This is a genomic window from Anderseniella sp. Alg231-50 (assembly GCF_900149695.1).
Lineage (GTDB): Bacteria > Pseudomonadota > Alphaproteobacteria > Rhizobiales > Aestuariivirgaceae > Anderseniella.
Genome location: NZ_LT703004.1, coordinates 110,108 through 134,253 on the forward strand (window position 1 = coordinate 110,108; position 24,146 = coordinate 134,253).

General features: G+C 57.8%; 25 protein-coding genes. 13 read left to right on the forward strand and 12 right to left on the reverse strand.

The features are described from left to right. Positions 1-162: 162 nt before the first annotated feature. Positions 163-1,734 carry a trimethylamine methyltransferase family protein gene (locus tag DHN55_RS13095; protein WP_108881943.1) on the reverse strand — a complete coding sequence of 524 codons (1,572 nt, stop codon included), beginning with the start codon at positions 1,732-1,734 and terminating at the stop codon, positions 163-165. 211 nt (positions 1,735-1,945) lie between these two features. Between DHN55_RS13095 and DHN55_RS13100 the strand changes: the two genes are divergently transcribed. The 6 genes from DHN55_RS13100 (at position 1,946) to DHN55_RS13125 (ending at position 8,019) form a co-directional block, all read left to right on the forward strand. Continuing rightward, positions 1,946-2,356 carry a universal stress protein gene (locus DHN55_RS13100; RefSeq protein ID WP_108881944.1) on the forward strand — a complete coding sequence of 137 codons (411 nt, stop codon included), beginning with the start codon at positions 1,946-1,948 and terminating at the stop codon, positions 2,354-2,356. A 157-nt stretch (positions 2,357-2,513) separates the two neighbouring features. After that, the gene (locus tag DHN55_RS13105; protein ID WP_108881945.1) at positions 2,514-3,422 is read left to right on the forward strand and encodes a methylenetetrahydrofolate reductase; all 909 of its coding nucleotides are present in this window, start codon (positions 2,514-2,516) and stop codon (positions 3,420-3,422) included. Positions 3,423-3,537: 115 nt separating this feature from the next. Further along, positions 3,538-3,837 (forward strand): virulence factor, encoded by a 300-nt coding sequence (locus tag DHN55_RS13110; RefSeq protein WP_108881946.1) that lies wholly within the window; start codon positions 3,538-3,540, stop codon positions 3,835-3,837. Positions 3,838-3,906: 69 nt separating this feature from the next. After that, on the forward strand, positions 3,907-4,968 hold the full coding sequence (locus tag DHN55_RS13115) for a dihydropteroate synthase (RefSeq protein WP_108881947.1): 1,062 nt from the start codon (positions 3,907-3,909) through the stop codon (positions 4,966-4,968). A gap of 48 nt (positions 4,969-5,016) precedes the next feature. After that, a complete protein-coding gene (locus DHN55_RS13120; protein WP_108881948.1) occupies positions 5,017-7,062 on the forward strand; it encodes an ASKHA domain-containing protein in 2,046 nt (681 codons plus the stop codon). A gap of 114 nt (positions 7,063-7,176) precedes the next feature. Next, positions 7,177-8,019, forward strand: coding sequence for an isocitrate lyase/PEP mutase family protein (locus DHN55_RS13125; RefSeq protein ID WP_337660413.1), 843 nt, complete (start codon positions 7,177-7,179; stop codon positions 8,017-8,019). 179 nt (positions 8,020-8,198) lie between these two features. Here the strand turns inward: DHN55_RS13125 and DHN55_RS13130 are convergent, their stop codons facing one another. Next, positions 8,199-9,380 (reverse strand): diaminopropionate ammonia-lyase, encoded by a 1,182-nt coding sequence (locus DHN55_RS13130; protein WP_108881950.1) that lies wholly within the window; start codon positions 9,378-9,380, stop codon positions 8,199-8,201. A 101-nt stretch (positions 9,381-9,481) separates the two neighbouring features. On the opposite strand from DHN55_RS13130, the gene DHN55_RS13135 reads away from it, so the two are divergent. Further along, a complete protein-coding gene (locus DHN55_RS13135; RefSeq protein WP_108881951.1) occupies positions 9,482-9,961 on the forward strand; it encodes an Lrp/AsnC ligand binding domain-containing protein in 480 nt (159 codons plus the stop codon). 147 nt (positions 9,962-10,108) lie between these two features. Here DHN55_RS13135 and DHN55_RS13140 read toward each other — a convergent pair whose 3' ends face one another. Continuing rightward, a complete protein-coding gene (locus DHN55_RS13140; protein ID WP_108881952.1) occupies positions 10,109-10,717 on the reverse strand; it encodes a DsbA family protein in 609 nt (202 codons plus the stop codon). A 290-nt stretch (positions 10,718-11,007) separates the two neighbouring features. Between DHN55_RS13140 and DHN55_RS22350 the strand changes: the two genes are divergently transcribed. After that, the gene (locus tag DHN55_RS22350; RefSeq protein ID WP_337660272.1) at positions 11,008-11,376 is read left to right on the forward strand and encodes a hypothetical protein; all 369 of its coding nucleotides are present in this window, start codon (positions 11,008-11,010) and stop codon (positions 11,374-11,376) included. Positions 11,377-11,591: 215 nt separating this feature from the next. Here the strand turns inward: DHN55_RS22350 and DHN55_RS13150 are convergent, their stop codons facing one another. From DHN55_RS13150 to DHN55_RS13170, 5 genes are all read right to left on the reverse strand, one after another. Then, a complete protein-coding gene (locus DHN55_RS13150; RefSeq protein ID WP_108881953.1) occupies positions 11,592-12,452 on the reverse strand; it encodes a hypothetical protein in 861 nt (286 codons plus the stop codon). 152 nt (positions 12,453-12,604) lie between these two features. Further along, on the reverse strand, positions 12,605-13,027 hold the full coding sequence (locus tag DHN55_RS13155; protein WP_108881954.1) for a VTT domain-containing protein: 423 nt from the start codon (positions 13,025-13,027) through the stop codon (positions 12,605-12,607). A 5-nt stretch (positions 13,028-13,032) separates the two neighbouring features. After that, positions 13,033-13,755, reverse strand: a complete 723-nt coding sequence (locus DHN55_RS13160; RefSeq protein WP_108881955.1) for a transporter substrate-binding domain-containing protein — start codon at positions 13,753-13,755, stop codon at positions 13,033-13,035. Positions 13,756-13,819: 64 nt separating this feature from the next. Further along, positions 13,820-15,388, reverse strand: a complete 1,569-nt coding sequence (locus DHN55_RS13165) for a trimethylamine methyltransferase family protein (RefSeq protein ID WP_108881956.1) — start codon at positions 15,386-15,388, stop codon at positions 13,820-13,822. Next, complete coding sequence (locus DHN55_RS13170; protein ID WP_108881957.1) at positions 15,385-16,317, reverse strand: LysR substrate-binding domain-containing protein; 933 nt, start codon at positions 16,315-16,317, stop codon at positions 15,385-15,387. Before DHN55_RS13170 ends, DHN55_RS13165 begins: the two co-directional genes overlap by 4 nt. A gap of 197 nt (positions 16,318-16,514) precedes the next feature. Between DHN55_RS13170 and DHN55_RS13175 the strand changes: the two genes are divergently transcribed. Genes DHN55_RS13175 through DHN55_RS13190 form a run of 4 tightly spaced genes read left to right on the forward strand, consistent with a single transcriptional unit; the run spans position 16,515 to position 20,135 of the window. Continuing rightward, complete coding sequence (locus DHN55_RS13175; RefSeq protein WP_108881958.1) at positions 16,515-18,092, forward strand: trimethylamine methyltransferase family protein; 1,578 nt, start codon at positions 16,515-16,517, stop codon at positions 18,090-18,092. Beyond that, a complete protein-coding gene (locus DHN55_RS13180) occupies positions 18,085-18,768 on the forward strand; it encodes a hypothetical protein (protein WP_108881959.1) in 684 nt (227 codons plus the stop codon). Before DHN55_RS13175 ends, DHN55_RS13180 begins: the two co-directional genes overlap by 8 nt. Before the next feature lie 33 nt (positions 18,769-18,801). Continuing rightward, the gene (locus tag DHN55_RS13185; protein WP_108881960.1) at positions 18,802-19,716 is read left to right on the forward strand and encodes a homocysteine S-methyltransferase family protein; all 915 of its coding nucleotides are present in this window, start codon (positions 18,802-18,804) and stop codon (positions 19,714-19,716) included. Beyond that, positions 19,713-20,135, forward strand: coding sequence for a GFA family protein (locus DHN55_RS13190; protein WP_108881961.1), 423 nt, complete (start codon positions 19,713-19,715; stop codon positions 20,133-20,135). The genes DHN55_RS13185 and DHN55_RS13190 overlap by 4 nt, the downstream gene beginning before the upstream one ends. Before the next feature lie 5 nt (positions 20,136-20,140). Here the strand turns inward: DHN55_RS13190 and DHN55_RS13195 are convergent, their stop codons facing one another. The 4 genes from DHN55_RS13195 to DHN55_RS13210 all read right to left on the reverse strand — a co-directional run bounded on the left by DHN55_RS13195 (position 20,141) and on the right by DHN55_RS13210 (position 22,669). Next, positions 20,141-20,599, reverse strand: a complete 459-nt coding sequence (locus tag DHN55_RS13195; protein ID WP_108881962.1) for a YtoQ family protein — start codon at positions 20,597-20,599, stop codon at positions 20,141-20,143. Positions 20,600-20,701: 102 nt separating this feature from the next. Further along, positions 20,702-21,343, reverse strand: coding sequence for a DUF1638 domain-containing protein (locus DHN55_RS13200; RefSeq protein ID WP_108881963.1), 642 nt, complete (start codon positions 21,341-21,343; stop codon positions 20,702-20,704). Between the two features lie 109 nt (positions 21,344-21,452). After that, positions 21,453-21,734, reverse strand: a complete 282-nt coding sequence (locus DHN55_RS13205; protein ID WP_337660273.1) for a hypothetical protein — start codon at positions 21,732-21,734, stop codon at positions 21,453-21,455. A gap of 236 nt (positions 21,735-21,970) precedes the next feature. Beyond that, positions 21,971-22,669 carry a cobalamin-dependent protein gene (locus DHN55_RS13210; RefSeq protein ID WP_108881965.1) on the reverse strand — a complete coding sequence of 233 codons (699 nt, stop codon included), beginning with the start codon at positions 22,667-22,669 and terminating at the stop codon, positions 21,971-21,973. 212 nt (positions 22,670-22,881) lie between these two features. Here DHN55_RS13210 and DHN55_RS13215 point away from each other — a divergent pair, with 212 nt between their 5' ends. Next, on the forward strand, positions 22,882-24,135 hold the full coding sequence (locus DHN55_RS13215; RefSeq protein WP_108881966.1) for a cysteine desulfurase-like protein: 1,254 nt from the start codon (positions 22,882-22,884) through the stop codon (positions 24,133-24,135). Positions 24,136-24,146 lie beyond the last annotated feature (11 nt).

A 24,146-nucleotide genomic window follows, 5' to 3' on the forward strand; every position in this document is an offset into this window, starting at 1 on the left:
AATTACCTGCCATCCTGTGGCAGGTGTTTCCAGCGCAAATCATGGCAGGTCGGTACAACGTGTCGCACCACCCGTAAGCGACACTTGCATGTCGAATAAAGACACAATGGGCAGTTTGCATGTCTCGTGCGGGACGGTACGGCAATCTTCAGGCTACAGCCGCTATGAGACACTGTCGGGCAGAACCGACTTGCGCTGTTCCATAAACGTGCCGAGTTGCTCGTCTATCGCCTGATCAAGATCGGGCGCGACATAGTCGTTGAGCTGTCTCGTCCAGATTGCATTGGCGCGCTGGGCTGCGTCCATCGAGCCATCCGCCAGCCATTGCTCGAACGAATTGTTGTCGGCAATGCCGGAACGCCAGAACGCATCTTCAAAATTGCGCTGGGTGTGCTGGCAACCGAGATAGTGGCTGCCCGGCCCGACTTCTTCGATGGCGTCCATCGCCTGGCCGTTTTCGCTCAGGTCAACACCACCGGCAAAGCGCTGCATCATCGACAACTGGTCACAATCGATGATGAACTTCTCGTAGCTGGATACCAGCCCGCCTTCCAGCCAGCCGGCCGCGTGCAGCATGAAATTGACGCCTGCAAGCACGCCGGGGAAAACCGTGTTGGAGCTCTCATGGGCAGCCTGGGCATCGGGAAGTTTCGAGGCGCACAACGAGCCGCCGGAACGGAACGGAACACCCAGCCTGCGCGCCAGCTGGGCAGCGCCGAACAGCACGTGTGCGGGCTCCGGCGTGCCGAACGTCGGAGCACCCGACTGCATGGACATCGAGGAGGCAAACGTGCCGAACACGACCGGCGCTCCGGGACGGCACAGCTGCGAGAACGCAAGTCCCACGGACGCTTCGGCCAGAACCTGGGTCAGGGTTCCGATCACTGTCACCGGCGACATGGCCCCTGCCAGGATAAACGGCGACACGACGCTTGCCTGCCCGGCACGTGCATATACTTTCAAGGCGCCAACCATGGTGTCGTCAAACACCATGGGTGAGTTGGCGTTGATCAGGTTTATCAGCACGCAGTTGTTGTCGACGAAATCGTCGCCAAAAACCATTTTGGCCATGGCGACACTGTCTTCGGCGCGCTCCGGCGCGGTGACCGAACCCATGAAAGGTTTGTCGGAATAGCGAATATGGCTGTACACCATGTCGAGGTGGCGTTTGGCGACGGGAATGTCGACCGGTTCGCAAACCGTGCCACCGGAATGATGCATGGCCGGTGCCGTGTACGCCAGTTTCACAAAATTCCGGAAATCCTCGATGGTCGCGTAGCGGCGCCCGCCGTTCAGGTCATGCACGAATGGTGGGCCGTATACAGGTGCAAATACGGTATTCTTGCCGCCAATCTCTACACTGCGGGCCGGATTGCGGGCATGCTGGGTAAACTGTGACGGCGCCGTCTTGATCAGTGATCGCACAAGACCCTTGGGAAACCTGACACGCTCGCCTTTGACATCGGCTCCAGCGGCCTTCCACATCTCCAGCGCTTCGGCGTCGTCGCGGAAATCGATGCCGATTTCCTGCAATACCTTTTCACAGTTGGCCTCGATCAGAGACAGGCCTTCCTCGCCGAGTACTTCGTAAAGCGGAATTTGGCGCTTGATGTAGCTGAATGCCTGGATGCCACCACCAAGTCGCGCCGCGCGGCGGCCTTCCGCCCCGCCACCGCCCCTGCGGCTGCGGCGTGCAGGAGTGGCGTCAGACGGTGCTTCAGTTTCTGTAGACATCACGAATTTTCCACCTGTTGAGTAAAGCTAACCATGTTGTTAGGCCCATTACCAGCAGGCTTCTTCCGGTGATGCGTCCAGAAATGGTCATTTAGCGACCATGATCATCCGGTGTGCCCAATGATCTGGATCAACCCACTTGTCCCGCAATCATGGCATCCATAGACTTGAGTACTCGCCATATTGGCCATGAACAGGAAGGGCATTTGCAATGTTCAAGAAAATACTTGTACCGGTAGACCTCACTCACAACGAGCTTGGAGTGCAGATGATCAATCTGGCGAAAGAAATTGGCGGCGATTCCGCGGAAATAATCCTTACCCATGTGGTACACGACATACCTTCATATGCTGCGGTCGAAATTTCCGGCGAATTGCTGGACAAGACCCACAAATGGGCCAAGGCAGAGCTGGAAAAACTGGCGAAGGACAATAATGTATCCGGCCCCGCAGACCTGCGGCACGGCTCTGCCGGCTCGGCAATCCTGGAAGCTGCCACACAGCACGGCGCGGACCTTGTTATCATCGGCTCTCACAAACCCGGCGTTGCCGACTATTTCCTTGGCTCAACGGCCGGGCGCGTTGTGCGCCATGCCCAGTGCCCGGTCCTTGTCATGCGCTAAAGCGTGACGGGGTCCACGAACCCCAAGACCGTGTCCTGACAATCTGGAAGCGATCAGGTTCTGATTGCAGCAATCAATATGCTGATCAAAGCCAGAACCTGCTTGACCTCCATGCCTTCTTTTAATATATAAAGATATCTTTATATGGAGGGTGTGGATGTCGATAATTTCCCATGTGTCTGGCGGTTTTGCCCCTGGCGGCAACCCTCGTGTGTCGTTTGAAGTGTTCCCGGCCCGCTCAACCATGCAAAGCGACGGCATGGCAGAACTTGCCCGGGTCATGCGCAAGTACGATCCGGTTTTTGCATCTGTGACCTATGGCGCAGGCGGAACCAGTCATCAGGCGTCGTTCGGTACTGTTGGCCAACTGCTGGGCGTGGACGGCCTCGATGTGGTCGGACACCTGACATGTGCCGGTCAATCGCGAGCGCAAACCGATGCCGTGATTGAAAGGTATGCCGCACAGGGCGTGAAAGGCATTCTGGCCCTGCGCGGCGACATGCCGGGCATATCAGGGCCCTATCAACCGCACCCGGACGGGTATGAAAACGGCGCCGATCTGGCCACCGCTGTGATCAATCGCGGCAGCCTCGACACCTATGTCGCGGCCTATCCGGAAGTTCATCCGGCGTCCGGGTCCGGTCATGCCTGCATCGCCAATCTGAAAACCAAGCTGGCGACCGGCGCCAAAGCCGCCATCACCCAGTTCTTTTTCGACAATCGGGACTATTTTCATTTCATGGAGCAGGTTCGCGCAGCGGGTATCTACCAGCCTGTCGTTCCGGGCATCCTGCTGATCCACGACTTCGCCAAGGTGGCGAGTTTTGCCGGCAAATGCAAGGCGCGCATTCCGGACCATCTGCATGCCGCCTTTGACGGTCTGGCGCCCCACTCCACCCGGCACAAGGCGCTGGCGTGTGAACTGGCGGCCCAACAGATCATGCAACTGGGCGCGCAGGGTGTGGATCACGTTCACATCTACTCCATGAATCGTCCCGATCTGGTGGACCAGACCTGCGGGCTGGCCGGAATTGCCCAAATAACCGAGATGGCCGGTGCAATGTAGGCTTGTTGCAGTCGGTTTTGCGCGTGTGCTGGTCGCAAAACCTGCAGTGTTGTGGTGCGCCCGCGCCTATATCTGAGCCAGTACCAAACCCTGACCTGAAAAGCTGATTTCTTCGATGGCCAAATTATTCATCACCTACTGGCGCGACATCCCTTCACAGGTGACCGCCAAAGCCGGACGCAACAAGGCAGAAAAGAAAATGCTGTCAGACCGGTTTCAGGAGGCCATCGACATGGCCGCCATGCGCTCCAAGGCAGCAGACTCCGACGACTATCTGGACGAATGGCGCCGCGGTGATCCGGTTGACTGCGGCGACGATCTCATGGCCGCCGTCACCCAAACCGCCGAGCAACTTGAAACCGACTATGACCAGGATCGGATCAAGGCGCTTATTGCATCCGGTGGTACCGCCTGACGCAGGCTTGACCGACCAATGACTGTTCTGCTCCCCTCGTGTTCCGTGCTCTAAAAGGACGCCTCGCAAATGACCCGCACACTCGTCGCCTCAGCCACCAAGGAAGTCATCATCGGCTTTGACCAGCCGTTTTGCGTGATCGGTGAACGCATCAATCCGACGGGACGGAAAAAGCTGGCTGCGGAACTGCAGGCAGGGGATTTCTCGACCGTGGAGAAAGACGCGCTTGCACAGGTTGCCTGTGGCGCCACGGTCCTCGATGTCAATGCCGGTGTGGTTTACAACTCAAACCCGAACCCGAACGAGACCGAACCGCCCCTGATGCGGAAGATGATTGAGCTCGTTCAAGGGCTTGTCGACGTTCCGTTGTGCATTGACTCCAGTGTTCCCGCCGCTTTGACCGCCGGCCTTGAAACCTGCCAGGGCCGCCCGCTGCTGAATTCCGTAACGGGCGAGGAAGAGCGCCTCGAATCCATCCTGCCGCTGGTCAAGAAATACAATGTGCCGGTGGTGGCCATCTCCAATGACGACACCGGCATTTCGGAAGACCCCGATGTTCGCTTCGCCGTAGCCAAGAAGATTGTCGAGCGGGCCGCAGATTTCGGCATTCCGGCGCATGATATCGTGGTCGACCCGCTGGTCATGCCGGTCGGCGCAATGGGCACGGCAGGCCTTCAGGTGTTTGCCCTGGTGCGGCGCCTGCGTGAAGAACTTGGCGTCAATACAACCTGTGGCGCGTCCAATATATCATTTGGCCTGCCGAACAGGCACGGCATCAACAACGCCTTCCTGCCGATGGCGGCAGCGGCCGGCATGACGTCGGCCATCATGAATCCGGTACAGGCGGCCGCAACGCCAAAGAAAATCGAAGACCGCGTTGCAGAACTCGCCGCCATGGGAATCGTGATACCAGAAGGTATTGATATGGATGCGCTGGCTCCGCTTATAGGACTGGGATCCACCAAGGCGACACCGTCCAAGGAAATTGAGGCCATCAAGGCCGCCGACTTCCTGATGGACAATGATGCATCAGGTGGCAACTGGATCAGGTTCAACAAGCCGCCCGCCAGTGCCAACGCACCACAAGGCGCGCGTGGTGATCGTGAAGGACGCCGGCGGCGCAGAGGTTAGGATCGTTATCCGGGGATCATGACCCTGGATACTGGAACGGGGAGAGGTATGGCAGACGGCGGACGCAGCGACGCACTTATCGTTTTCACGCCTTCAGGCAAGCGCGGGCGCTTTCCGATAGGCACGCCGGTGCTGCAGGCTGCCCGTGCTCTCGGCGTTGACATTGACAGTGTGTGTGGCGGCCGCGCCATTTGCGGACGCTGCCAGGTCACCCCCTCCATCGGTGATTTCGCCAAGCATGGCATTACCTCGAAACCGGAAAACCTTGGCCCGGTCACCAGCGTCGAGATCCGATACAACGAAAAGCGCGGGCTGAAAGCCGATCGCAGGCTATCGTGCCAGACACTGATGCTAGGCGACTGCGTGGTGGATGTTCCGCCCGAAAGCCAGGTTCACAAACAGGTTGTGCGCAAGCGCGCCGAAGTGCGTGACATCAAGCTCGATCCGGTCACCAAGCTCTATTACATCGTCGTCGATGAACCGGACATGCATCACCCCTCCTCCGATCTGGAGCGCGTCTACAATGCGCTGAGGGCGCAGTGGGGCATCGATCAGGTTACCTGCGACCTGGCCATCATGCAGGCGCTGCAATCGGCCCTGCGCAAAGGCGAATGGCGCATTACGCTTGCTGTTCACAGCCGCATGGCCAGCAAGACCGCCCGGATCACGGCTATCTGGCCCGGGTTTCATGATCGTGCTTACGGCATGGCTGTCGATGTGGGCTCCACCACGATCGCAGCCCATCTGTGTGACCTGTCCACCGGCGAGATCAAATCTTCAGCCGGTCTGATGAACCCGCAGATCCGCTTCGGTGAAGACCTGATGAGCCGCGTTTCGTATGTGATGATGAACCCCGGCGGCGACAAGGAAATGACCGCTGTCGTGCGCGAGGCCCTGAACGAGCTGGCCCGCGAGGTTGCCGGTGAAGCCGACGTCGATCTGTCCGACATTCTCGAGGTTGTGCTGGTTGGCAATCCGGTCATGCATCATCTCATGCTGGGCATCGATCCGACCGAACTGGGCGGCGCTCCGTTTGCGCTGGCCACCGGGCTGCCGGTCACCCGCCCGGCGCGTGAATTCGATCTTGAACTCAACAATGGCGCCTATGTCTATGTGCTGCCCTGCATTGCCGGCCATGTCGGCGCAGATACCGCCGGTGTCGTGTTGTCGGAAAGCCCGCATCTGTCGGAACGGATGATGCTGGTCGTCGATGTCGGGACCAATGCGGAAATCGTGCTGGGCAACAAGGACCGGGTGCTGGCGTGTTCGTCTCCTACCGGACCGGCTTTCGAAGGCGCGCAGATTTCATGCGGCCAGCGCGCTGCCCCAGGTGCCATCGAGCGGCTGCGCATTGACCCCGATACGCTGGAACCGCGCTTCAAGGTCATCGGCTGCGACCTGTGGTCGGATGAGCCGGGCTTTGAGGACGAGATCGCCTCTACCGGCGTTACAGGTGTGTGCGGGTCTGCCATCATCGAGGCCGTGGCTGAGCTTTATCTGTCCGGGGTGATAAACCAGGACGGGCTGTTTGACGGCGCCATGGCCGCAAAATCACCCCGAGTGATACAGACCGGCCGCACCTTCGCCTACGTCATCCGCGAAGGCGAACCACTTATCTCCATCACCCAGAACGATGTGCGCGCCATCCAGCTTGCCAAGGCAGCGCTTTATGCCGGCGTTCAATTGCTGATGGACAAGCTGGAACTGGAAAAGGTCGATACCATCCGTCTGGCAGGCGCCTTTGGCAGCCACATTGATGTCAAGTACGCCATGATTTTGGGGCTGATCCCCGATTGTGACCTTGCCCATGTACATTCTGCCGGCAACGCTGCCGGCACCGGCGCGCGTATTGCTCTGCTCAACACCGAAGGCCGCGACGAGATCGAGGACGTGGTCACGCGCATCGAGAAGATCGAAACAGCCGTGGAGCCAATGTTCCAGCAACACTTTATCGAGGCCATGGCCATGCCGCACAAAACCGCGCCATTCCCCAACCTGGCATCTGTTGTGAATCTGCCGCAAATCAAGGAAATAACGCCGGTTGGAGCTGATGGAAGCGAGGGCCGCGAGCGGCGCCGGAAACGTCGCGGGTAATCCTTGGCGCAAACAATGTCTGCTGACACTTAACCCCTTGCACACGGCACAATTCCTGTCAGAGTCAGTACAGGGACGGCTTACGAACACGGCACGGGAGATCACGGCATGCCATTGACAAAGCAGAAGGCGGAGCACTTCGAGCAGCTGCATAGTCGCGAAGACAAGATACTGATTTTGCCCAATGCCTGGGACAAGGGTTCGGCGCGCATGATGCAGGCCATGGGCTTTGAGGCGATTGCCACGACCAGTGCCGGTTACGCCTTCAGCGTAGGCAAGCGGGACTGGCCCGGTGAGGTCAGCCGCAAGGAGGCACTGGAACATTGCGCCATGATGGTGAAAGCGACCTCCCTGCCCGTATCGGCAGATCTGGAAAACGGCTTTGGCGCCAGGCCCGACACGGTAGCCGAGACCATCCGCCAGGCAGCCGCCACCGGGCTTGCCGGGTGCACGATAGAAGACACCACCGGCAAATCCAATGAGCCGATTTTCGATTTCACCCACGCGGTGGAGCGCATTACCGCCGCCGTTGAAGCACGCCGTGCGCTGAAGCGGCCGTTCATGCTGACGGCGCGTGCGGAAAACTTCCTGCATGGCCGGCCCGACCTAGACGACACGATCTCCCGCCTGATTGCTTTCGAGGCTGCCGGAGCAGACGTGCTCTATGCGCCGGGCCTGGCATCCATTGAAGACATAGAGCGGGTTTGCAGCGCGGTTACAAAGCCGGTCAATGTGGTGATCGGTACCGCTGCTTCGCATTTCACCGTAACGGACCTGCTGGAGTGCGGTGTGCGCCGCGTCTCCACCGGGTCTTCGTTTGCCCGTGCGGCGATCGGCGGATTTTTGCAGGCAGCGCGCGAACTGCGCTACAAGGGCTCATTTGAATATGCCCAGTACGCGGCCAGCTTTTCCGAAATTGACGACCTGCTGGAAACAGCCAAGCAGGCACAAAATTAACTGGATAGATCAGTGTGATTTTTGCTTGAAACAATCAAAACCATAATATTGATCGTTTTTGAAATATTAGGGTCAGGCCCCATCAAATCATAACATCTGCAATGGCAGCTTGGAGCCCATTTTACCACTTTCTGCATCACCGCAAATCTCAATTCTCAAGTTGCTCAGTGAATCCGAACCTAGCTGTTCACAAGCGACGCGTAGATTGCAGGATCGGTTGCTCCTTCTGATCCTATCAACAATACCCGGGATTTTGTTGTCAGTCCGAGAGCATCGCGCAAGGAAGATTGTTGTGTCCCTGCAATCAATGCTGCGAGGCCTGCTATAGCAGACTCTCCTGCGACAATTTTTGGATCATCGCCAAGTGGCTGGGCCAACAAACGCATGGCGGGTGCAATCAGGCTTTCTGGAATTGTCACATAATCACTAGCTTCTGCTGACAGAATTTGCCACGCGATGCCAGAGGGCTCCCCAACTGAAAGGCCCGCCATTAACGTTTCCTCATGAACCTCAACATCCGTTTTTTCACCGGCTTTTGCTGACTCAAACAGGCAGGGTGCTAGTTCGGGTTCCACAATTACAACCCTAGGCGCAGCATCTCCCCAGAGTTGTCGAAAGCTTGCGGAGACACCCGCGGCAAGCCCACCGCACCCACATTGAATGAACACATGGGTTGGTGCTACGCGCATCTGCTCAAAGGTTTCGCGGGTCATTACTCCATACCCTGCCATCACATCGATCGGAGGCTGCGTGTAACCTTCCCAAGAAGTGTCCGAAACGACGAACCAGCCATTCTCATTGGCATCGTTGCGCGCTTCTTCGACCGACGCATCATAATCACCATCCACGCGAGTGACCGTTGCCCCAAAATCACGCATTGCCTGTGCACGGATTTCGCTCACCTCACGGTGTATATATATGCGGCAGGGCGCTCCAAATCTTTGTGCACCCCAAGACAAAGATTTGCCATGGTTGCCGTCTGTCGCTGAAACAAGTGTGATTTCGGCAACATCATCTGCATAAGTCCCTTTGCGGATATCGTGAGCACTGATGTCTTTGCCAAGCTGTTTTCTCAGCTCGCGTTGGATGACACGCAATCCGGCGTAGGAACCACCAAGGGCTTTGAAGCTACCCAGTCCAAATCGTGGTGCTTCGTCTTTGTAGAAAACGCCACCGATGCCCAGCGTATTGGACAAATCTCGCAGCGTATGCAGAGGCGTTTCTGTATATCCATTCCAAGATTTTATCTCAGCGACGGCATCTGCGTAGTTATCTCTGGTCACTACCAATTCGCTGGCTTGGCCCGACACCGGGACGACAGCTATATGTTTCAAGTTTGCGGCAGAAAAAATATCAAGCATCGTCGTTTTCCTTTACTAGTTGGTGCAAAGGTAACTCGCGAAACGAGAGTTGAATGCTCTAATTTTCATCTACTTGTGAAACAAAATTGCAGTCCAGGCCCATGAAAAAAATTCATTCTTCATCCACTCTGGATTCCTTCGATTTAGCGATTCTCAGAATTTTACAACAAGACAGCACTGTGCCGCAGCGCCTGATAGGTGAGAAAGTGAACCTCTCAACACCTTCAGTGCAGCGGCGGATCAAGAGAATGGAGAACGACGGTATAATCGCAGCTCAGGTTGCCCGTTTAGATCCAGCTAGTGTCGGCTTGCCACTTACAATTGTTGTGGAAGTCGAACTGAAGACTGAAACTGGGGGGAAAATTGACGACATAAAAAGACAGTTTCTAAATGCCCCAGAAATTCAGCAATGTTACTATGTAACCGGAGAAATTGATTTCGTTCTGATCGTTATCGTTGGTAGCATGGTCGAGTATGAAGAGCTCACTCAAAGGCTATTTTTTGGCAACGAAGACATTAGGAAATTCAAGACTTTCGTCACTATGGATCGAACCAAAGCGAATATGAGCCTAAATATCTGACTGGCACACGAAGCGCTGTCTCTTTGTGGCGAACCGGAAGTTGGTATATCAAACATCAATGACCGCAAAGCCCGCACAGCAGCCGTTCGCTGTTTTTCGAATTGTTGCATCCTAGCCCTGTAGCAACATGGGTTCAATTGAGCCCAGTTACTCCAGCGCCCGCTCCAGATAGTCCAGACGGTCCTGGCCGTAGAACATTTCCTCGTCCACGAAATATGTCGGTGCACCGATAACGCCGCGGATGATGGCCTCGGTGCAGTTGCGCATGAGTTCGGCCTGTGTGGCGTCAGACATGGCTTCCGCAATCAGTGCATCGGCATTCTTGAAACCAGATGCCTTGACCAGCTCTGCTACCACCGCTTCATCGGCGATATCGCGGTCATGCAGCCAGAGCGCTTCCAGAACTGCAACGCTCAAGCTGTCCACATCCCCCGCCTCACCGCGCAACACGGCGTTCTGCCCGGCAATGACGATACCCGACGGCAGTTCAACCGGTCCCATGTGATGCACCGGCTCACGCAATAACGGTATGCCCAGGTGCGCAGCCGTGCGCAGCGCATCGTGCATGGCGTAATTGCGCAGGATGGCCGGCCGCTTGTGGAAGGGTGTGGATTTCAGTGGTTTCATTGTCTCCGACAGCAGGATCGGACGATGCAATACGCGGCGCTTGTACTTTGCTGCCAGCGCATTCAGCCTGCCCGCGCCGAGCAGAGTAAAATTTGATCGGGTGGAATAGTAATAGTCGATGGTTTTCATGAAGTCGCTTGGTCCTGAAAGAGAGTTGGTACTCGGAACAATATCGTGTCACGGCCTGCAGCATCCATCAATGATCAACATGCGGGACACGGGACCGTGCACTGGAGATCACCCCGCCTCCCGGCCAAGTGATGCGGCTTGATTTCCCAATCTGAGCATCGAAAGCGTAACGTCTGGTCAATAGAGCTGGCGAGACCCTCCCTGTTTTCCGGCCAGGCTTTGATCATACCTGACAGGAACACAGCGGCCCTCTCTCCGGTTTATCCAAAACCAAAAAGGAGCAAACGCTCATGTTTAAATTATCAAACTCGACTTCCGTAACCGGACTTGCAATGGCGGGCGCACTCGCCTTCGCAGCCTTTGTGTCGACGCCTGCATCTGCAGCACCTGTGCCAGGTGCCGCCTTCGCCCCGGCAGGTCTTGAAACCACGACCGGCAAGGTAACCAAGGCGCACTTACGCAAACGCGGTTTCCGCTCGCGCCGGTTCCGCAACCGCAGATTCCGCTCGCGGAGCTTCCGCAGCCGCGGCTTCGGCTTTGGCCGTTACGGCTATTATGCGTCGCCCTATTACTATCGCGGCCACGGCTTCCGCAGAAGCTTCGGACATCGCGGGTTCGGCCGCGGCTTCGGCAGAGGCAAGGTCAGCGGCGGCAGGTAAGCCGTCGTTTTCTGCTCACTCATCTGATGCACGGCCTCATCAGGCAACCTGATTGAGGACCGGATCGGGGGAATGACGCGGTGCGTAGTCACCGCGTCATTCTTGCGAGTTGGCGTCTGCCTGCAGCAAGAAGGCAAAACGGCCCCAAGTTGCCTTGGAGCCGCGTCGGTTTCACCAGATCAGGTGAGGCAATCTGACTTGAATTCAGAACCACATTACTGGTCATCCGCCATTTGCAGCATACGTGAGTTCAGGAAACCCTGCGAAGCGCCCGAACGATCAAACGACATCAGCGTGTCTTGGCCAAAATGGATTCTGAGGCCGCCCATCACGGTGTGATTGGTGTGCTCATAACCATCTTCGTCTTCGCTGTATCCTTCATAAGCGGCAAACCAGCTTACCCGGGTGTCTTCAGGTTTATACTCCGCTTCAGCACGCCAAAACGGCATATCGACCGGGGTGTCGCCGTACTCGTCGCCGTTGAGAAAGCCACCGGATGCTTCGAGTTTCAAATTCGAAGTCGCGAAATAACGCACTCCACCCTGGACAAAATAAGTATCCTCAAACGACTCTCCTTCGGCACGATTGAACGTGTCCATGAAGCCCGCCTGTGCGAATACCGTAATCATGTCCAGATAGACGGCGGCTTCGCCACCCGCTACCCATTGATTTGAGTCATCGCTGTCGGCCCCGGCGTATCCGTAGCTTATCAGACCACCAAAAGCACCAATGTAGCCGCGCTCCGGGTCGCGCCACCCCGAATGCACAACCATCTCTATGGCGTGTTCGGTGTCATTATCCGGGTCATTTCTGAAAAAATTCAGATTGCCGTCAATCTGCACCGTGAAGCTGTCGCTCAGCCAGAAATTGACACTGCCGCCACCGCCGCCGCCAGTGTAATTATCATTGGCCCCGGATGAATTGTCCTCAATCGCGTCAGAGTGTGAGCCGAAAATTTCAACAAAACCGCTGGTGTCCATCGGCCCGAACGTGTCGGCTGAAGCCGCACTGGTAGAACCGATCATGCCGGCAGCCAAACCTGCTGCCAAAACCAAAGAATTGTACTTGAAAATCATGTGCCACCCCTGACCGAAATATTGCCCTGTGTAGATCTTTTCCCAAGATAACTGCCAAAAGTTGCTGTCATCTTTTTTTGCTCAACTAAAAGTTTAATCTACTGCGTGATGTATTTGCTGCACCATCGGTTTGGCCGGGCACCAACTCAATCTCACATTCCGGCTCCAAGCCACAACAACACCGCGTAGCGCGATGTCTTGGCGACTGCCACGATGACCGCGAAAATCAGGAACGGCGTGCGCAGCAGGCCGGCTATCACGGTCAGCGGGTCGCCCACGAACGGCACCCAGCTGAGCAGCAATGACCAGACGCCCCAGCGGGCATACCAGCGCTCAGCACGCTGCAACTGCCTGGAACTTGCCGGAAACCATGACCGGTCTCGCAGCCCGGTGGCAAACCGGCCCATCCCCCAGTTCACGCAGGCGCCGAGCGTGTTGCCGAGGCTGGCGACAGCCAGCAAAACCATGCCGGACGCGACACCATTTGCCTGCATGAGTAACAAAACAGCTTCCGACTGGGCCGGAAAAATTGTTGCCGCCAGAAACGCCGATCCAAACAGTATCAGGAGATCCAAGACAGTTATTCCGGTTGCCGGTTGGCAACGAGATCGATTTCGGCATCACTGAACCCGAAACCGGCCATCATCCGGCGATGCTCGGGCGAGCCCAGGTAATCTGCCAGCATCGCATCCACCTTGTGGCGCAAGTCATCATCCTTGCTGCTGAACGCAAACGAACCGAAGGCCGGTTGCTTTTCGCCGGCCGGCACCACGACCACTTCCAAATCAAGCTCAGCATGCTGCTCCAGAAAACCGGTATGCGCGCGCGCCACGCTGGCATAGGCGTCCGCCTTGCCGTCACGCACCGCATGACAGGCCTCGGTGTAGGTTTCGAAAATCATGATGCGGTCTTCCTGCACGCCGAATTCCACCGCCGAGCGATGTTGAAACTGGTCCCTGATCACAGCCAGCCTGCAGGTTCCGGACGCTGCCACTGACTTATATCCTGACAGCGCCAGCGGATTGCCGGCGGTGACCAGCAAACCATCCGGCAGCGCCCACACAGGTCTGCTGAATGAGGCAAGCTGGCGGCGTTCTTCGGTTGCAAACAGGCCCGTCGTCATGCGCCAGCGTCCTTCGGCGACGCCCGGCAGCAGTTCGGCAAACTCCGCTTCGACCGGTTCAAACGGCCCTGCTCCGATGGCGTCAAAAACCAGCCTGGCAAGTTCGACATCACATCCGGTTACCGTCCCGTCTTCTCGTTCATAGTTGAACGGCGGTTCGATCAGATAGGCAAATTTCATGGGTGAATCCGGCCTGGAATTTCAGTACCGGACCACAATGCGCGATGGCACGCCACAAGGTCAATCAGAAGTCGGTCGGTGCGCCGCCTTCTTCGGTGCGCCTGGCTACAAATGCCTCCAGCTCTTCCTCAACAGCTGGGTCAATCGCGGGTTTCCGGTAAGTTTCCAGTACCTGCTTCAGCACCGCGCTGGCCTTGTCGCCGGCACGCGGTGAACCCGCCGATTGCCATTGCTCGAAATTGCGCCAGTCTGAAATCAGCGGTGCGTAAAATGCGTTCTGGTAGCGTGCCATGGTGTGGGCGCAACCGAAGAAATGCCCACCGGGCCCAACCTCGTCCATGGCATCGAGCCCGAGCGCGTCACGCGTCAGATCCAGAGGCTGCAGAAACGATTTGACCATCTGTATCAGGTCGCAGTCGAGTACGAACTTTTCCAGTGACGCGACCAGCCCGCCTTCCATCCATCCGGCACCATGCATGACCAGATTGCCGCCGCCCATGGCGACACCCCACAGGGAAAACACACTTTCGTAAGCGGCCTGGGCATCCAGCGCATTGGCAGCACAGGTATTCGAGGTGCGATACGGAATGGCGTAGCGGCGGGCCAATTGACCACCAACCATCGCCGCCTTCATGTATTCCGGCGTGCCGAATGCAGGCGCGCCCGACTTCATGTCGACATTGGAGGTGAAGCCACCGTAAATTGCCGGTGCGCCGGGGCGCACAAGCTGGGTGAGAGCAATGCCGGCAAGGGCTTCGGCGTTCTGCTGCACCAAAGCGCCGGCAACCGTCACCGGGGCCATGGCGCCTGACAGCGTGAACGGCGTGACGCAGACGATCTGGTTGCGGCGCGCCATTTCAATGACGCCCTGCAGCATCGGCACATCCATTTTCAGGGGCGAGTTGGTGTTGATGATGGTGAACAGCGACGGCTCGGCCTCAAGCTGTTCATGGCCTACACCACGGGCGATGCGGGCGATCTCGATGCCGTCACGGATCCGCTCCAGGCCCAGCGAATAGGCATGGAACGGCTTTTCGGTCATCAACGCCATGTCCTTCAATGCGACCAGGTGGCGAACCGAGGCATGGACATCGATCGGCTCGACCGGATATCCCGATATGAAATCGATGCAGTTGAAACTCTGGGCGAGTTTCAGGAAACGCCGGTAATCTTCAAGGTTGCCCGGGCGGCGGCCATGCTCAAGGCCGGAAGAGTTCGGCGCCGAGCCAACAGTGCCGAATGCCAGCCAGCCATCGCCAATCTGAATTGTCTTGTCCGGGTTACGGGCGTGGAAAGTGAACTGCGACGGCACGGTTGCGATTGCATTCATGATTACATCGCCGGGAATGCACACCCGCTCGCCGTCAATTCGGGCCCCTGCCCGCGCAAAATAATCACGTGCCTCCGGCAGCATCACGTCAATGCCGATGGTTTCCAGCACCTCCAGAGATGCCAGATGCAGGCTTTCCAGCTGGTCATCAGACACAACTCTGGCCGCCTCAAACATGAGCCTTGCCTGACCTGCAGGCTGCTGCGCCAGTGTCGCCTGGCCTGCATCACCAGCCGCGGCGGCGCGGCGGGCATTTCCACGTCTGCGCGACTTGCGCGGTCCTGTATCCGTCACGTCGCTCATGCGTCACTCATCTCCCTGGTCGCTGCCGGAATGTCTTCATCACCGGCAACCTGTTCAACCAACCAGTCTTCAAACAGTTTTACCTTCGGCAACAGCCGATCTGTTGCGCGGCAGGCGAATGTCCACCAGTGCTGGTGCGGCACCTCAAGATCAACCGGCTGCACCAGTCTGCCCGACGCAAGTTCGTCACGCGCATAAGGGCCAATGGTCATGGCAATGCCCTGGCCTGCTACCGCAGCCTCCTGCGCCAGCAGGTAACTGTCGAAGGCGAGCGTGGCGGACAGCTTGGTTTCGCCGAGACCGGCCGCCTTCAGCCACAGCCGCCAGTCTTCTTCTGCGGAATAGACATAAAGAAGCTTGTGCCGCAGCAGATCCTGCGGCGTCTCTATCTTGCCGACGCGGGCCAGATAGTCCGGCGAGCAAACCGGTTTCAGGCGGGACCGGAACAGGTTCCGATAGTGATGTCCCTCGGTGCGCTGGCGCGCCAGGATGATCGCGACATCAGCGTTTTCGGCATCGAAATCCCAGTGAAAATACGACGTCGACAGGCGCACACGCATGTTCGGATGGCGCCGCTCGAAGTCATGCAGGCGCGGCAGCAGCCATTTCATCGCCACGGTCACATAGACCTGTACCGTCAACTCATTGCCCGACGCCCGCGGCCGTATCACCTGGGTCTGGCTTTCAATCTGGTCAAAAGCCTCGCGGACTGCCGGAAAATAGATCAACCCCGGCCCGGACAATTCAGCCCGTTTGCCGTCACGTGAAAACAAATCAACACCGAGGACCTCTTCCAGCGCCTTGATCTGGTGGCTGATGGCTGATCTGGTGAGACCAAGCTCATCAGCGGCACGGCGGAAGCTGCCCAGCCGGGCGGCGGCTTCAAACGCTGTCAGTGCGCGCAAGGGCGGCAGGTTTCGCTTGGTCACGTTTATTCACCCTGTTGGCGTCATTGATGTTCCGTGTCGGCAATATTGACCCGAAACTGCTTTGTATCAACAGGAAACAGCATCATCACGGTGAAAAAATTTCAACTTGAAATGAGAACTATGCGCTTTCCAAGATTCGCAGAAACGCGCACACTCCGGATCACAATAACAAGGCTCTTAGTCGAGGAAACCCGCGAATGTCCGTAGCTGAAGATACCAACCGCCGCCGCGGTGGGCGTGAAGCCCGCAAAGCCATGCGCTCGCGCGCCATTCCTGTCGATGAGGCTGCGGTTCGCCCCGGCATGAAAGGCGGGCAATACAAGCCGCTCTCCCAGGGCGAACTCGAAAAGATCCATGAAGCAGCCCTGACGCTTCTCGAGACCGTTGGTATCGGAAATTCTATTCCCTCGTGCATCGAAATGATGACCGAGAAAGGCTGCACGCTGGACGAAAACGGCCGCTTGCGGTTTCCACGTGCCCTGATCGAGGACACGCTGACAATTTGTGCGCGCCGCTTTCCGCTGTTTGCCCGCGATCCCAAATACGACCTGGAACCATGGGGCACCAATGTTCATTTCGGCACTGCCGGTGCCGCCGTTCACGTTGTCGAACCGGAGACGGAGGCCTATCGGGATTCATTGCTGGTCGACCTGTATGACGCTGCCCGCATTGTCGACAATTGCGAACACATTCACTTCTTCCAGCGCCCGTTGGTGGCGCGCGACATGGTTGAACCGCGCGACCTTGATGTGAATACGCTTTACGCCTGCCTGGCGGGCACATCCAAGCACATCGGCACCTCGATGGTGGAACCGGATCATGTGCGCGAGTGCCTGGATATGCTGCACGTGGTAGCCGGCAGCGAAGCCAAATGGCGCGAGCGCCCGTTCGTCAGCCAGTCAAACTGCTTCGTTGTGCCGCCGATGAAGTGGGCGGAGGATGCCTGCCGGTGCCTGGAAGTCGCCGTTCGCGGCGGCATGCCGGTGTTACTGCTGTCGGCAGCCCAGGCGGGTGCTACATCACCGGCCGCGCTGGCCGGAACCATAGTTCAGGCGGTCGCCGAATGCCTGGCCGGGCTGGCCTATGTCAATGCCATTCAGCCGGGTGGCTACGCACTGTGGGGACCGTGGCCGTTCGTTTCCGACCTCAGAACCGGCGCCATGTCGGGCGGCTCCGGCGAACAGGCCCTGATCTCGTCGGCATGTGCGCAGATGGGCCAGTTCTACGACCTGCCGACCGGATCCGCTGCCGGCATGGCCGACAGCAAACTGCCGGACATGCAGGCCGGTTGCGAGCATGGTGTGAACGCGGCCCTTACCGCATTGTCAGGCATCAACATGCTCTACGAAGCCGCCGGCATGCACGCCTCTCTACTCGGGTTCTGCTTTGAAAGCCTGCTGATCGACAACGACATGCTGGGCGCCATCAACCGCAATGTGCGCGGTATCGAGGTCAATGACGCAACCTTGTCCATCGACGTGATCACCGAGGTCTGCACCGAGGGACCGGGCCACTATCTGGGGTCAGGCCAGACACTGGACCTGATGCAGAAAGACTATGTCTATCCGGACGTCGGCAACCGCATGAGCCCGAAGGAATGGAACGAGGCGAAGAAGCCGGACGTGGTCAAGGTAGCCGCAGCGCGCAAGGACAAGATACTGTCGGGATACTTCCCGGACTACCTGCCGGAAGACCTGGACCGGCAACTTCGCGCCAACCACGACATCAAACTGGACAAGGCTTTGCTGCAGGCAGGCCATTCACGCTTTGCCTGACGCACCTCCAGACGCTGCAGCAATCGAAGCGCGCATCCGTGGCGAGAGCTTTGAGGTTCTGGGCTGGCTGGATCATGGGGACGGTGTAGAGTTTGAAGGCCGGTCGCTGGTTCTGATCGGCAATGCCGGACCTGCCATGTTTGGGCGCTTCGCGTCGGAGCGGGACCCGGCGCACGACCTGATGGACCATTGGACGCGAGACGTGCTTGCCCCGCTGGCCGATGAGCTTGGCGCGCACGCACAGTTTCCGTTCGACACGCCGCATCCGCCGTTCCTGACCTGGGCACGGGCTGCAGGGGCCGGTCACACGTCGCCTCTGGGCATGAACATTCATCCGAAATTCGGCCTGTGGCATGCCTATCGCGCCGCCTTCCTGTTTGATCATGGCATCACGCATCCATCTGTCACTGACAGCGGGTCACCATGTGACAGTTGTCCGGACAAACCATGCCTTGCGACCTGTCCCGTCGGTGCCTTCACGCGCGATGGCTATGATGTTCCAGCCTGTGCGGCACATCTGTCGTCGCCACAGGGTGAGCCCTGCCGGACAGGAGGCTGCATGGCCCGCAATGCCTGCCCGGTGGCTCTTGAGTATTTCTACTCGCCAGACCAAACCCGCTTCCATATGGTCGCTTTCATGAAAGCACGCGGCGTGGATCCCGAGACAATCGGATAGAGCTCGCTGCCTCTTAAAAGGAATACCCCCGGCATGTATGCGCACATAAAATCCAAACTCGACAATGGTGAACTGGTCATTCTGGACGGTGGCACCGGCACGGATATCCAGCGCCGCGGCGTGAAAATGGATTCAGATGTGTGGTGTGCGGAAGCCAACCGCACCCATCCGGAAGTGGTGCGGGCAGTGCATGACGACTACATCAGGGTCGGCGCCGAAGTCATCACGGCCAACACCTATGCATCCGCACCCTTGATGTTCAATGCGCATGGCCGAGATGCCGACCTGATCGAAACCGACACCATCGCCATGCGGGTTGCGCGCGAGGCCGCAGACGCGGCTGATCACACGGTGTGCGTTGCAGGCTCCATTTCCGTCATGCGCCCAATGACCAGGGGAACCGATGATTTCGATCCCAATTATTCCTGGGACGACGACACCGTGCGGCGCCTTTTCGACGCCAAAGCCGCCAACCTGAAAGCCTGTGGCGCGGATCTGCTGATCATGGAAATGATGCGCGACATGAAGTTTTCAAGCTGGGCAGTTGAGGCAGCGATCAATACCGGACTGCCGGTCTGGGTCGGCATTGCGGTTGAACGCAATGGCGACGGCGCACTGGCGGGCGTCAACCACCCGGACCAGTTGCTGGAACCGATCGTCGCGGAGCTGACCCGGTTCAATCCGGATGCCTGCCTGATCATGCATTCGCCGATCGACACCATACTGGAAGGTCTTGAGGTGATTTCCGCCAACTGGTCGGGTCCGACAGGCGCCTATCCGGAAGCCGGTGAGTTCACCATGCCGGACTGGCAGTTCGTTGACATTGCACCGGCAGACTTTGCCATTGCTGCCCAGGACTGGCGCAAGGCAGGCGCGCGGATCGTCGGCGGTTGCTGCGGTGTCACGCCGGATCACATTGCAGCCCTTTCGACCATGGGCACGCGATGAGTACGTCACACAAGGCAAGCTGCCTGTGTGGCGGTGTAAAGTTTGAAGTTACCGGCCAACTGCGCGATGTCGTTGCCTGTCACTGTGTGCAGTGCCGCAAGCAGACCGGCAACTATATGAGCGCCACGGGCTGTGATGATGATGCGTTGAGTATGAGCTCGTCAGACGGCCTGGCCTGGTATGAATCGACCCCCGGCTACAAGCGCGGGTTTTGCTCGACCTGCGGGTCAACCCTGTTCTGGAAAGCCGACGGGACTGACCGTATTGCAATTGCCGCCGGTGTGTTCGACGGCCCTCTCGGTGTTCCCCTCAAGGGCCACATCTACTGCGACTATGCCGGTGAGTATTATGAGATCGCAGGCGGCGAATTTCGTGAACCGCTAAGTGATGACTACTCGGACGCCAAGCCTGAAACCTGACCGGGTCAATACCCCTTCAGCTCGCCGTTGATCACATAACGCAGGATATCCACGACCTGGGCCGGTGTTTCGGTGACGGCAAGGGCGGCGGCATCGACTTCTTTCAAAGCATGCTGGTGGTCTGCGCCATGCATGATGATGACCGCCTTGCCGAGCGCCGATGCGTAACCTGCATCGAAGGCTGCATTCCACTGCTTGTACTTTTCACCGAAACGCACCACGACGACATCGGCTTTTTCAATCAGGGTACGGGTGCGAATGGCGTTGACATTGGCGCCCTTGTTGTCGTGCCAGAACTTGTTGGGTTCCTCGCCCAGGATCGCGACACCGCAATCATCCGATGCCGGGTGATTGGTGACAGGAGCGGAAAAACTGACCGGCAGCCCGGCAGCCTTGGTACCCTCTTCCAGTTCTTCGCGCCAGTTGGTGTGAATTTCGCCCGACAGGTAAACGTTCCAGGTCATATGCTTTAGGCCCTTATCGCTGATTGGAATTTGAACCCGGTATAACCGCCCTACCCCGGATTACGAAACCGCATGGCGGATTTGTTGGCCTGCAGCCGGTGTTCAGATGGTTTCCAGCCTGGCCATGTCCACCGCCAGGTCGCCATAGCCGGTGAACCGGTACTCATACTCAAGCTGCAGTTTCTCCGCTGCCGCCCTGGCCATTTCCTGCAAGGTTTCATCCTCGGTCTGTGCCAGATAGACAACCTTGGTGTAGTGGGCAAACATCATGTCACGCAGTTCCGGGTGCGCGGCCATGCCGAAGCCCTCCCAAACAAGCTTGTCAAAATGCCGGGCCAGATAGTCGGTCAGGTAAAAGGCGGTTATTTCGTCATCCTGGTGGGCGGCCCATTTATCGTTGCCGGAAAAGAACGAATAGCAGTGCGGCCCGTCAATGCGTTTTACGCCTTCCTGCTCGATGACCTTGTCCAGCAGTCCGCCGGTGCCACAGTCACCATAGGCAATGAAGATTTCGCGATAACGCCCGGTTGCCCGCGCCTTTCGGATGGCGTCGCGCACGCCGTCAGGGATCTTGTCCGGTGTATTGTGCCAGATGGCCGGCAGGCATTGTATATCAAGATGGGACCAGCGGTTCATCTCGATCAACGCCACCATTTCACGCCCCAGCGCGCCGCAGGCAATGATCAGCACATCGCCGGACTTCTTGCGGAACTCAAATTTTTCTTCCGGGCCGAGTTGTTTCATAGACGCCAGTATAGACCGGCCCGAGAGGCCCCGCGATGCTGAAAACGACAAACGCCGCCGAAAATGTCCGGCAGCGCTTGCGCAAGTTTGGAGAGATTAAACTGTGTGATCAGTAGCCGCGGCGAGCCATGCAGCGTTCCCAGCGCCATGTGTGCCAGCCAAAGCGGCGGGCGCAACGGCGGGCTGAACGGCGATAGTGGCGGCCACCGCGATAGCCGTGGTCATAGTAGCCGTGGCCGTGTGCAGCGCCGAGGGCACCAAATGCGGCCATCGTGCCGACACCGGCCCAGAACGCGCCTTTTTTCGAAATTGCATGGGCGGGAGAGGCCATTGCTGCAGCGATGGTGATAGCGGCGACGGCGGCGATTGCTGTATTGCGGATGGTAGTCATTGCTCTGTTTCCTCCAGTATAAATTTTTGTGATCTGTTTCATGTCAGTCACGTTGATGTCACTGAAGATGACAAAAATGTAATCGAAGTGATGTGCAGATCGTCACACGGCGGATGTTGAAAATCCGAATGCGCTGCGAAAAAACGCAGAAAAAAGCCGCTAAACGCCAAAAAAAATACGCCCGCAGTTTCAAGCTGCAGGCGCATTGACTTCGAAAAAGTTCAGAAAATACCGGCTCAGGCGGTGACCTGGTTGTGCTTGCGCGCCATGAATTCCTTGGCGGTTTCAACGGCAACGGCAGCATCGCGGCAATAGGCGTCCGCGCCGATGGCAGCGGCAAATTCCTCGTTCAGCGGCGCGCCGCCGACCAGCACGATGTAATCGTCGCGCATGCCCTTTTCCTTCAGGGTATCGATGACCACCTTCATGTAGGGCATCGTGGTGGTCAAAAGCGCAGACATGCCGAGAATGTCAGGTTTGTGCTCTTCAATGGCTTCCAGGTAATTTTCGACCGGATTGTTGATGCCGATATTGATCACTTCGAAACCGGCACCTTCCATCATCATGGACACCAGGTTCTTGCCGATGTCGTGAATGTCACCCTTGACCGTGCCGATGACCATTTTGCCGACGCGCGGCGCGCCGGTCTCAGCCAGCAATGGTTTGAGAATGAACATGCCCGCCTTCATGGCGTTGGCGGCCAGCAGCACTTCCGGCACAAACAGGATACCATCGCGGAAGTCGATACCGACAATGCGCATGCCCTCAACCAGGGCTTCGGTCAGGACCTTGTACGGGGTCCATCCGCGCTCAAGCAGGATGTGGACGCCTTCCTCGATCTCTTCCTTGAGACCGTCATAAAGGTCGTCGTGCATCTGCTGGGTAAGCTCTTCGTCATCCAGCGACCGCAGGTCAAGATCGTCTTCTTCAGTCATCGTCTTCTCCACTAGATGCGCCATGCGTGCGACGTGATTAGACATTCATAACCGTTAATGAATCAAGCATGCGCACGAACTTGCGACGAAAAGCTGCCCGATTGCGACTGGTGCAGTGCAAAAGAAATGCACCTGCTTGACTAAGCTGCTGATACCGCGCACCTTTAACCAACCAAGCACCCTTCCCCGACAGCTATCGTTTCAGGATCATCATGACCGGATTTTCTATTGCTGGCGTTCGCGCCCAATTCCCTGCCCTTTCCATCACCGATGACGGAAAATCACGCATTTACCTGGACAATCCGGCCGGCACACAGGTGCCTCAGCATGTCATCGACCGCGCCACCCGTGCCATGATCGAGCAGAATGCCAATCTGGGTGGTGCCTTTGTGACCTCGGAAAAAGCGCTGGCCCTGTTTGATGAAGCCCATGAGGCGGCAGCCCAATTCTACAATGCACCTGCAACCACCGACGTCTTTTACGGCGCCAACATGACTACGATAACACTGGCCATGTCGCGCAACCTGCAAAAAACCCTGGCCTTGAGCGAAGGTGACGAGATCGTGCTGTCGCGGATGGATCACGATGCAAACGTGGCACCCTGGCTGCTGGTGGCAGCCGATACCGGCGCCACCGTAAAATGGCTCGACTTCGATACCGATACGTTTGAATTCCCGGACGATGCCTTGGACAAGGTGTTGAGCGACAAGACCAAAATCGTCGCCGTGAGCTATGCCTCAAACTGCACCGGCACCATCAATGACGTGAAATCCATGTGCTCCAAGGCGCGCAGCGCCGGTGCAATCAGCTATGTGGACGCGGTGCAGTTTGCTCCACACGGCGTCATCGATGTGCAGGACATCGGCTGTGATTTCCTGGTGTCGTCCGCCTACAAGTTCTTCGGGCCCCACCAGGGTATCATGTACGGGCGTGGTGACCTGCTTGAGAGCATGTTCTCCTACCAGGTGCGGCCTCCGCTTGAGTATGGTTCCCCCGCCAAGTTTGAAACAGGTACCGCGCCTCGCGAAACCCTGGCGGCATCACTGGGGGCCATCGAATACATCGCATCGCTGGGCGATGGTGACACCGGTTTACCACTGTCGCGAAACCGGATTGCATCCGGCATGCACGCAGCCATGGGCCATGAAATGGCGCTGACCAGGCAGATGATCGGCGGCCTGACCTCCATAAAGGGCGTCAAAGTGCGCGGCATCACGTCGGACAACGCACTGGCGCGGCGGGTGCCTACCGTATCCATCACCATGGACGGGAAAAACCCCGAGGACATGGCCAAATCGCTGGCAGATAAGAACACGTTCCTGTGGTCGGGTCACAATTATGCGCTGGAGCCGATCAACCACATGGACCTGATGAAGGATGGCGGCGTCCTGCGCATCGGCCTGGCGCACTACAACACGGCGGAAGAAGTGGACACATTGCTGGAGCAGCTGGAAGACCTGGCCTAAGGCGAAATGAG